The 9,139-nt window shown below is 72.4% G+C and carries 8 protein-coding genes, 1 tRNA gene and 1 pseudogene; 7 read left to right on the forward strand and 3 right to left on the reverse strand.

Annotated elements, in window-relative coordinates; translation table 11 throughout:
* Positions 1 to 1,260 (reverse strand): SUKH-4 family immunity protein (locus LE181_RS30635; protein WP_505016594.1); only part of this gene is annotated, 1,260 nt, incomplete at its 3' end.
* Positions 1,257 to 2,234 carry an HNH endonuclease gene (locus tag LE181_RS30640; RefSeq protein WP_225664768.1) on the reverse strand — a complete coding sequence of 326 codons (978 nt, stop codon included), beginning with the start codon at positions 2,232 to 2,234 and terminating at the stop codon, positions 1,257 to 1,259. The genes LE181_RS30640 and LE181_RS30635, both read right to left, overlap by 4 nt.
* A gap of 345 nt (positions 2,235 to 2,579) precedes the next feature.
* Here LE181_RS30640 and LE181_RS30645 point away from each other — a divergent pair, with 345 nt between their 5' ends.
* Positions 2,580 to 3,119 (forward strand): YwqJ-related putative deaminase, encoded by a 540-nt coding sequence (locus LE181_RS30645; RefSeq protein WP_225664769.1) that lies wholly within the window; start codon positions 2,580 to 2,582, stop codon positions 3,117 to 3,119.
* A gap of 9 nt (positions 3,120 to 3,128) precedes the next feature.
* A complete protein-coding gene (locus LE181_RS30650) occupies positions 3,129 to 3,641 on the forward strand; it encodes an SUKH-3 domain-containing protein (RefSeq protein WP_225664770.1) in 513 nt (170 codons plus the stop codon).
* Between the two features lie 17 nt (positions 3,642 to 3,658).
* Here LE181_RS30650 and LE181_RS30655 read toward each other — a convergent pair whose 3' ends face one another.
* Positions 3,659 to 5,008, reverse strand: a complete 1,350-nt coding sequence (locus tag LE181_RS30655) for a sensor histidine kinase (protein WP_225664771.1) — start codon at positions 5,006 to 5,008, stop codon at positions 3,659 to 3,661.
* Between the two features lie 152 nt (positions 5,009 to 5,160).
* Between LE181_RS30655 and LE181_RS30660 the strand changes: the two genes are divergently transcribed.
* The 5 genes and pseudogenes from LE181_RS30660 (at position 5,161) to pth (ending at position 9,044) form a co-directional block, all read left to right on the forward strand.
* Positions 5,161 to 5,232: transfer RNA gene (locus tag LE181_RS30660), tRNA-Gln, on the forward strand.
* A 117-nt stretch (positions 5,233 to 5,349) separates the two neighbouring features.
* Positions 5,350 to 6,807 carry a bifunctional UDP-N-acetylglucosamine diphosphorylase/glucosamine-1-phosphate N-acetyltransferase GlmU gene (gene glmU / locus LE181_RS30665; RefSeq protein ID WP_225664772.1) on the forward strand — a complete coding sequence of 486 codons (1,458 nt, stop codon included), beginning with the start codon at positions 5,350 to 5,352 and terminating at the stop codon, positions 6,805 to 6,807.
* 73 nt (positions 6,808 to 6,880) lie between these two features.
* The gene (locus LE181_RS30670) at positions 6,881 to 7,858 is read left to right on the forward strand and encodes a ribose-phosphate diphosphokinase (RefSeq protein WP_190132144.1); all 978 of its coding nucleotides are present in this window, start codon (positions 6,881 to 6,883) and stop codon (positions 7,856 to 7,858) included.
* 222 nt (positions 7,859 to 8,080) lie between these two features.
* Positions 8,081 to 8,362, forward strand: a pseudogene (locus LE181_RS30675) (50S ribosomal protein L25); the annotation flags it as partial.
* A 91-nt stretch (positions 8,363 to 8,453) separates the two neighbouring features.
* On the forward strand, positions 8,454 to 9,044 hold the full coding sequence (gene pth, locus LE181_RS30680) for an aminoacyl-tRNA hydrolase (RefSeq protein ID WP_225664773.1): 591 nt from the start codon (positions 8,454 to 8,456) through the stop codon (positions 9,042 to 9,044).
* Positions 9,045 to 9,139 lie beyond the last annotated feature (95 nt).

Raw genomic sequence — 9,139 nt, forward strand, 5'->3', positions numbered from 1 at the left:
GTGCGCCGGACCGGGGAAGGCCGGCGCACCCGGCGGCGGAGTGCCCGGCCGGCCCGGGGCAGCCGGAGCCGCAGGCCCACCCGGCATGCCGGCGCCCAGGCTCGCCTCGTCCAGCTGGGACACCAGCTGCGTACGTGCGTACCGGCCGCCCTCTGGCGGGGACCCCGGGACGTCGAGCGCGGGTGCGATCGTCGTCCGCGGCAGCGCGCTGCCCTGGGGCATCAGTTCGGTCTTGGCCTCCGGGCGGACGCCGGGCGGCGGGGTGTCGTCCAGGTCCGTACCCGACAGGGCGGGGGCCAGCACGGTGGCGGGCAGGCCGACGGACCGGTCGTCGTCGTCCTTCGCGACGTCCGCCGAGGCCCATGCCTCGGACGAGAGGCTGCCGGACGACGACCCGCCGGCATCCGTGTTCTGCGAGGACGGACGGGCCGTCACGTCCACATCGGCCCAGGGCGCGTCCGGCACGGCGTCCTGCACGTCCGCCGACGTGCCGGGCACATCGGCCGCGTCGCGCGCACCCGGCACCGCGGGCGCCTGCGCGCCCAGGTCAGGGGGAGAAGCCGGGGCGGAGGCGGAGGCCGCACCCGCACCCGGGGCCACGCCCGGGCCCGAGGCCGAGGCAGGAGCCGGGGCCACGTCCGGAGCCGCCCCCGAGGCCGGAGCCGCACCCTGAGCCGGGGCCCCGGGCCCCGCCGGAGCCGAAGCGACATCAGAGGCCGGAGCCACGTCCGGAGCGGGAGCCGAGGCCCCGCCAGAGGCCGGGCCCGAGGCCGAGGCGCCCGCATCCGCGGCACCCGTAAGGGCACCCGCACCCGCGGCCCCCGCAGGGGAACCCGCATCCGTATCCGGGCTTCCCGACCTCCGGTCCGGGATGCCGATCGCGTCCGCCGCGTCCTGCAGCCACTGGGGCGGGCTGAGCAGGAAGGACGTCGCCTCCAGGTCCACCCGGCGCGGTGGCGTGGGCGGGGTGCTCGGGGCCGGTTCGTCCACGGTGCCGTACTCCTCCTCGTACCGGCGGATCACTTCGCCCACCGGCAGTCCCGGCCACAGCGTCGTCTCGCCGCTGTCCCGGGCGATGACCATGCGGAGGCGGGCGCCGTCGCCGGCCGGGCCGTCCTCGCGGTCCTCCGCCCAGCAGACGAAGCCCAGACCGAACTCCCTGACGCACACCTCGCGTTGGAGATAGGCCGGCACCTCGCCGTTGACCCAGCGCTCCGCGCGCTCCTGCGCCTGCGCGAACGTCACCATTGCGCCGCTCATCCCTCCACCGGGACGGCGTGCGCGAAGCCGCCGTCCACCATCAGGTTCGCCACGGTCTCCAGCTCCGGCGGTCCGCCCGCCAGGCGGGAGAGGAAGTCGTCGAAGTCCTCGCCGCAGGGGAGCATCAGCCGCTCGACCCGTTCGGTCACCGTCCAGCCGTCCTGGTCGCGGGCGTCGTCGTACGGGCAGAACCACACGGAGCCGAGGGCCTCGCCCTTGACCTTGACCGCGAGGACACCGCCCTGCACGAAGCCGACCCCGAGGTAGTCCTTGGTGAAGTGGTCGCGCAGGCACTTGTTGACGTACACGAGGTCGTTGACGGCGGCTTCGTCGCGCACCGTGAAGAACGGCTGGTCCAGCAGGAGGCCCAGTTCGGCGTCGAGCGCGGCGCCGACCGGCGCGCAGCCGCCGGCCGCCTTCAGGAAGGAGCGGTAGGCGCCGGGCAGGCGGTAGCCGAGGTCCTCCTCGACGCCCTGCACCTGTTCCTCCGTCACCGCGAGGTCGCGCTGCGGGAGGACGAAGTGCACGGGCCGGGTCTCCTGCAGCGGCCGCGTGCCGCGCTTGTCGTGGTCGACGAGGGCGGTGGCCAGGCCGCCGTGGTGTCGCAGCAGTGCTTTGACCTCGACGGGGACGAGTTCCAGCCGGCGCGTGCGGGGCACGTGGTGCCAGGTCCAGCCGTGCGGTGTCGCCACCGGAGGCAGGCTGGCCCACAGCTCGTGGCCGGCCGCGTGCAGGGCGGCGTTGGCCGACACGTAGTCGGTCAGGCGCAGCTCGTCGACGCCGAAGCCCTCCGGCGGTTCGGCGATCTCGGCGGCGGCCCGGGCGTACGCGGAGAAGTCCGGGAAGCCCTCGTCGTCGATCCGCACCCCCTTGGGGTGGCGGCTGCGCCGCACCGGGTCCGGGAAGTGCACGACCTGTCCGGCGTAGGCCGCGTTCGGTGGCGCGGCTTGGTGCCCGAGCCGACCTGTCGTCATGACGGAAGCCCCCTGCTGACTGTGTCTCCTACAGGACTACTGAAGACCCGGACATGCGGCCGACGCCGGGAACACTCGTGGGCGACAGCCTATGCGGTGCCGCAAGAAGGGTGTCTCCGGCAACGGTCCGGGGCGGGCCCGGCGGGTGTGCCCGGATGCTTGCAGGTGCGTACGAAGCGGCACCAAGGGAGAGCATCCGGCGGTCGCTGCGCGACAACTCGTGACCTCACAGTGATCATTCGGCGCACGCGCCGCACGCAACACCGCCCTGCCTTTCACACCCGCCACCCCATTTGGCAGGCTGATCCCCGCAACAGGGGGATTGCACGGGAGGGAAGAACCGCCATGCACACGACCAAGGACCGCCGGCCCGCCGACGAAGGGGCCGCCGCACCCGGCGACCCCCGGCTCACCTGGAGCTCCAGCGAGGACTCCGACCGGCCGCCGGCGCTGCTGCACCGCCGGGACGGCATCCTGCCCGCCGTGGCGGCCGCCCTGTCCGTGCGCGGCGAGACCCTCACCTGCACCGCCGGGAAGTCGGACCAACCGCCCAGACTCCATCCTCTGGTCCAGGACTTCCTCGACACGCTCACCAACGAGCGGCGCGAGCGCTTCACGGGCCGCTGCCCCGAGGCGGTCCTCCTCACGCGCTACCTCACGGGTTTCGAGAGCGGCCGCAGCAAACGTGCGGCCCGCAAACCGCTCACCCACGGCGAGGCACGTCGCGCCCTGAAGCAGTCCAAACTGACCGCCCGCCACATCCGCGAGGACGGCGACCCGCGCCACGGCGCCTACGCCGCGCCCTGCCGGTCCTGTACCGCGCTCCTGGCCCACTTCGGCGTACGGGCCGTCGAGGCCGGCGCCCCGACCAACGGCAGGAACTGACCACCACCCATGCGTGCTTTCGACCGCACCGCCGCCACCCGCTTCCCCGTCGCCGTCGACGCCGCCCTGCGCGAGGCCGGCTGGCAGCCCGGCCGCTGGGACATCAAGGCCGCCGAGAACTGGGCCGACGCGCTGCGCGCCCACGTCTCCCCCGCCGGGCACCGGCACACCGTCTTCCCGGCCGCCGTCGAGGCGTGGGCCGAGTTCGGCGGGCTGTACGTCACTCCGCCGGGGCAGGGCCGGCACATCGCCCCCACGGCCTTCCACGTCGATCCCCTGCACGGCCTCCACCTCGCCCGTACCGTCGCCGACCTCGGCCGTGCGCTGGGCACCGAGGTGTGCCCGCTGGGCCAGGAGCTGGACGGACAGGCGCTCCTCGTCATCGACGCGCACGGCCGCGTCTACAGCCTCGACCACACCGGCGACTGGTACCTCGGTTCCGACATCGATCACGCCATCGGCACGCTCGTCACCGGAACCCGGCCTTCCCGCCTCTCGGCGGCCGCGCCGGGCGCCAGGTGACGTGAGCGGAGCGGCGCTCAGTGCCGGTCCGGTATCACCGCCGAGACCCGGAATCCGCCCGCGTCGGTCGGCCCGGACACGAAGACGCCGCCCAGCGCCTTGACCCGCTCCTCCATGCCGACCAGGCCGTTCCCGCCGCTGGGCAGCCGCGGGCCCGCGTCCGCCCCGGCGTCGGGCGGGCCGTTCTCCACCTGCAGCGCCACCTCGGCGTCCCGGTGGGCGAGCCGCACGACCGTCTTCGCGCCCGGCGCGTGCTTGTGGACGTTGGTGAGCGCCTCCTGCACCACGCGGTAGGCGGTCTGCTCCACGTCGCGGGCGTACGAGCGCTCCTCGCCCTGGGCGGCCAGCTCCACGGTCATCCCGGCCGCCCGGGACTGGCCCACCAGGTCCTCCAGCCCGTCCAGGGCCGGCCCGCCGTCCCCGGCGTCCGGCGCGGGGCCGCCCGCCGCGACCCGTACCCGGGCCGAGGCCGCCGCGGCCACGGCCGCCAGCCGCTCGGACTGCGCCGCCACCGGCTGGGACGCGACGGCGCCGTCCGGGGTGGTGCGCAGCACGCCGAGCATCTCGCGCAGCTCCGTGAGCGCCTGCCGGCCCATGTCGCCGACCAGTCCGGCGTTCTTCGACGCCTTCTCGGGGTCCTTCAGGGCGACCGCCTGCAGCGCCGCCGCGTGGACGACCATCAGGGACACCCGGTGGGCCACCACGTCGTGCATCTCGCGGGCGATGCGGGTGCGCTCCTCGTTGCGGGCCCACACGGCCCGTTCCTCCGCGCGGTCGGCGAGCAGGGACAGCTCGCGCTCCAGCCCGTCGGCCCGCTCGCGCAGGCTCTCCACGAGGCGGCGTCTGGCGCCCACGTACAGGCCGAGCAGGACCGGTGGGGCCGTCAGGCCGAGGGCCATCACCACCGAGAAGATGATCATCGCCCAGAGGCCGGGGTGGTAGCCGTCCTCGGCGGTGTCCTGGTGGAAGCGGGCCAGGGCCACCACCAGCGTGCCCGCCAGCGACGCCGCGGAGAGCACGACGGTGATGCGGCGCGGGACCTCGGAGGCCGCCAGGGTGTACAGGCCGACGATGCCGAGCAGGAAGCCCATCTCGGCGGGCGTGGTGGCGATCGACACCAGCACCACGGCCACCGGCCACCGGCGCCGCAGCAGCAGCGAGGCGCCCGCCGGCACCCCCAGCAGGCCACCGACGACGGCGGGTATCCCCACGTCGTGCGAGAAGGAGATCCCCTCCAGCAGACATTCCACGGCGGACGCCAGCGCCAGCACGGCGTCCAGCACCAGGCTCCGCCGCCGCGTCCACCACCACGGCCCCGTGGGCGCGCCGCGCGCGCCCTCCTCCGCGATTGCCCCCGTTACGCTCATACCACCCAGACTACGGGCGGGTGCCACTGCTTTTCCCGTGTCCACGACAGCCCGAAGCGGACACACCGTCGCGTCGGAGGCCGGTGGTACGGCATAGTGTGAGGTGCCGAGCGATCAGTCCGAGACCTTGTCCGGTTTGAGAGCTTTTACCATCCCCTGTGGTGTAATTGGCAACACTACGGTTTTTGGTGCCGTCTTTCCAGGTTCGAGTCCTGGCGGGGGAGCCTGAACCACGCATGCACGGGTCCCGACCGCCCAGGTCGGGACCCTTCCGCGTTTCCCCCCTCTTACGCCCCGGTATCCTGCGGGTGTCCACCCCCTCGAAGCCGAAGGGCACACCCGTGAGCGCCAACCGCCCGGCAGCCGTCGTCGTCCTCGCAGCGGGTGAGGGCACCCGCATGAAGTCGGCCACACCCAAGGTCCTGCACGCGATCTGCGGCCGCTCCCTCGTCGGGCACGTCGTCGCCGCCGCGCGCGAGCTCGACCCCGAGCACCTCGTCGTCATCGTCGGGCACGCCCGCGAGCAGGTCGCCGGCCACCTGGCCGAGATCGACCCCGGCGTGCGCACCGCCGTCCAGTACGAGCAGAACGGCACCGGCCACGCCGTCCGCATGGGCCTGGAGGAGCTGTCGAACGGCGGCATCACCCTCGACGGCACCGTGGTCGTCGTCTGCGGCGACACCCCGCTGCTCACCGGCGAGACCCTCCGGCGCCTGTCCGAGACGCACGCCGCCGACGGCAACGCCGTCACCGTGCTGACCGCCGAGGTGCCGGACTCCACCGGCTACGGCCGCATCGTGCGCGACGACGCGACGGGCGCGGTCACCGCGATCGTCGAGCACAAGGACGCCACGGACGCGCAGCGCGCCATCCGCGAGATCAACTCCGGGGTGTTCGCGTTCGACGCCCAGCTGCTGACGGACGCGCTCGGCAAGGTCCGCACCGACAACAGCCAGGGCGAGGAGTACCTCACCGACGTCCTGGGCATCCTGCGCGAGGCCGGGCACCGGGTGGGCGCGGCCGTCGCCGGCGACCACCGCGAGATCCTCGGCATCAACAACCGCGTCCAGCTCGCCGAGGCCCGCAAGCTGCTCAACGAGCGGCTGCTGCACGCGGCGATGATGAGCGGCGTGACGGTCGTGGACCCGGCGACGACCTGGGTCGACGTCACGGTGACCTTCGAGGCGGACGCCCTGGTCCAGCCCGGCACCCAGCTGGTGGGCGCCACCCACGTGGCCACCGGCGCCGAGGTCGGCCCGAACACCCGCCTGACGGACACCTCCGTGGGGGCCGGCGCCCGCGTCGACAACACCGTCGCGGACTCCGCCGTCATCGGCGAGAACGCCACCGTCGGCCCGTACGCCTACCTGCGGCCCGGTACGCGCCTGGGCGCGAAGTCCAAGGCCGGGGCGTACGTCGAGATGAAGAACGCCGAGATCGGTGAGGGCACCAAGGTGCCGCACCTGTCGTACGTGGGTGACGCGACGATCGGCGAGTACACCAACATCGGCGCCGCGAGCGTCTTCGTGAACTACGACGGTGTGAACAAGCACCACACCACGATCGGCTCGCACTGCCGGACCGGGTCCGACAACATGTTTGTGGCTCCGGTCACGATCGGGGACGGCGCGTACACCGCCGCCGGCTCGGTCATCACCAAGGATGTGCCCCCGGGTTCGCTGGCGGTCGCCCGTGGCCAGCAGCGGAATATCGAGGGTTGGGTGGCTCGTAAGCGCCCGGGAAGCGCAGCCGCACAGGCCGCTTCCGCAGCTCGTCAGGCCACCGACGGCGAGCAGTGACCGTGACACCGGCACGCCGTGCGGGGCGTACCGTGATAAGCGCACACAAAGCGACATCCAAGGAGACTGTGCTGTGACCGGGATCAAGACGACCGGCGAGAAGAAGCTGATGCTCTTCTCCGGCCGCGCCCACCCCGAGCTTGCCGAGGAGGTCGCGCACCAGCTGGGCGTGGGCCTGGTCCCGACCAAGGCCTTCGACTTCGCCAACGGTGAGATCTACGTCCGCTTCCAGGAGTCGGCGCGCGGCGCCGACTGCTTCCTCATGCAGAGCCACACGGCCCCCATCAACAAGTGGGTCATGGAGCAGCTCATCATGATCGATGCTCTGAAGCGCGCCTCCGCGCGGAGCATCACCGTGATCCTGCCCTTCTACGGCTACGCCCGTCAGGACAAGAAGCACCGCGGCCGCGAGCCCATCTCGGCCCGCCTGATCGCCGACCTGATGAAGACGGCCGGCGCCGACCGCATCCTCACGGTCGACCTGCACACCGACCAGATCCAGGGCTTCTTCGACGGCCCGGTGGACCACCTGTTCGCGCTGCCGATCCTCGCCGACTACGTGGGCGCCAAGGTCGACCGCGACAAGCTGACCGTCGTCTCCCCCGACGCCGGCCGCGTGCGCGTCGCCGACCGCTGGTGCGACCGCCTGGGCGCGCCGCTGGCGATCGTCCACAAGCGGCGCGACAAGGACGTGGCCAACCAGGTCACCGTCCACGAGGTCGTCGGTGACGTCAAGGGCCGCGTCTGCGTGCTCGTCGACGACATGATCGACACCGGTGGCACGATCTGCGCCGCCGCCGACGCGCTCTTCGCGCACGGCGCCGCGGACGTCATCGTCACCGCCACGCACGGCGTGCTCTCCGGCCCGGCCGCGGACCGCCTGAAGAACTCCAAGGTGAGCGAGTTCGTCTTCACCAACACCCTGCCCACCCCGAACGAGCTGGAGCTCGACAAGATCACGGTGCTCTCCATCGCGCCGACGATCGCGCGGGCCGTGCGCGAGGTCTTCGAGGACGGTTCGGTCACGAGCCTCTTCGACGAGCTGGGCTGAGCCCTCTCCGGACAGGCGTAACGATCATGCAGTCGCACTGACGTACTGATCGATTTCTGGGCGGCCTCCCCGCCGGGTAGACTCATCGAGTTGCTCGGCGAGGGAGGCCGCACCGCGTTTCACGCGCATGTGCGGCGGTCCGTTATCGACGCGCTCTTCGTAGCAGGCGGCCTGTCGTGGGCCGGGTAACCGTCCACCTGAACTGCTCACGAGGAGTGCACCATGGCTGAGATCAAGCTCGCCGCCACCGTCCGCACCGACTTCGGCAAGGGCGCCGCCCGCCGCATCCGCCGCGAGGACCTGGTCCCGGCCGTCGTCTACGGCCACGGTGCCGAGCCGGTCCACGTGTCCCTGCCGGGCCACGACCTGATGATGGCCCTGAAGACCCCGGGCGTCGTCCTCTCCCTGGACATCGAGGGCCGCAACGAGGTCGTCGTTCCCAAGCAGGTCCAGCGCGACCCGCTGAAGGGCTTCCTGGAGCACGTCGACCTGCTGGTCGTCAAGGGCTGATCCACGCCCCTCAGGGTTTTTCTTTCCGACCGCCGTCCCGCTCCACCGGAGCAGGGCGGCGGTTGGCTATGAAGGAGACATGCAGATGACGGACGACTCCAGCCCCTGGCTCATCGTGGGCCTCGGCAACCCCGGCCCCGAGTACGCGGGCAACCGCCACAACGTGGGCTTCATGGTCGCGGACCTGCTCGCCGAGCGGATGCGCGCCAAGTTCAAGGCCCACAAGGCGCGTGCCCAGGTCGTGGAGGGCCGGCTGGGCGCCCCGGGCCCGTCCAGCCGCCGGGTGGTCGTCGCCAAGCCGATGTCGTTCATGAATCTGTCGGGCGGCCCGACGGCCGCGCTGCGCGACTTCTACAAGGTGCCGGTGGAGCGGATCGTCGCCGTCCACGACGAGCTGGACATCGACTTCGGCCAGCTGCGCCTGAAGCTGGGCGGCGGTGACAACGGCCACAACGGCCTGAAGTCGATCACGAAGGCGATGGGCCCCGACTACTGCCGGGTGCGGTTCGGCATCGGTCGTCCGCCGGGGCGCATGCAGGTGGCGGACTTCGTGCTGAAGGACTTCTCGTCGACGGAGCGCAAGGACCTGGCCTTCGAGGTGGACCGTGCGGCGGATGCGGTGGAGACGCTGATCGTGGACGGCCTGGAGCGGGCGCAGGGGACGTACAACTCGTGACCGGTCTCCGAAATCGCCGGACGGGCTGACTTTGTCAGCCCGTCCGGCGTTTGAGGACCGGGGTCCGGGGCGGAGCCCCGGGAGCGTGGCGTCAG

The organism is Streptomyces sichuanensis, assembly GCF_020328095.1.
Lineage (GTDB): Bacteria > Actinomycetota > Actinomycetes > Streptomycetales > Streptomycetaceae > Streptomyces > Streptomyces cinnamoneus.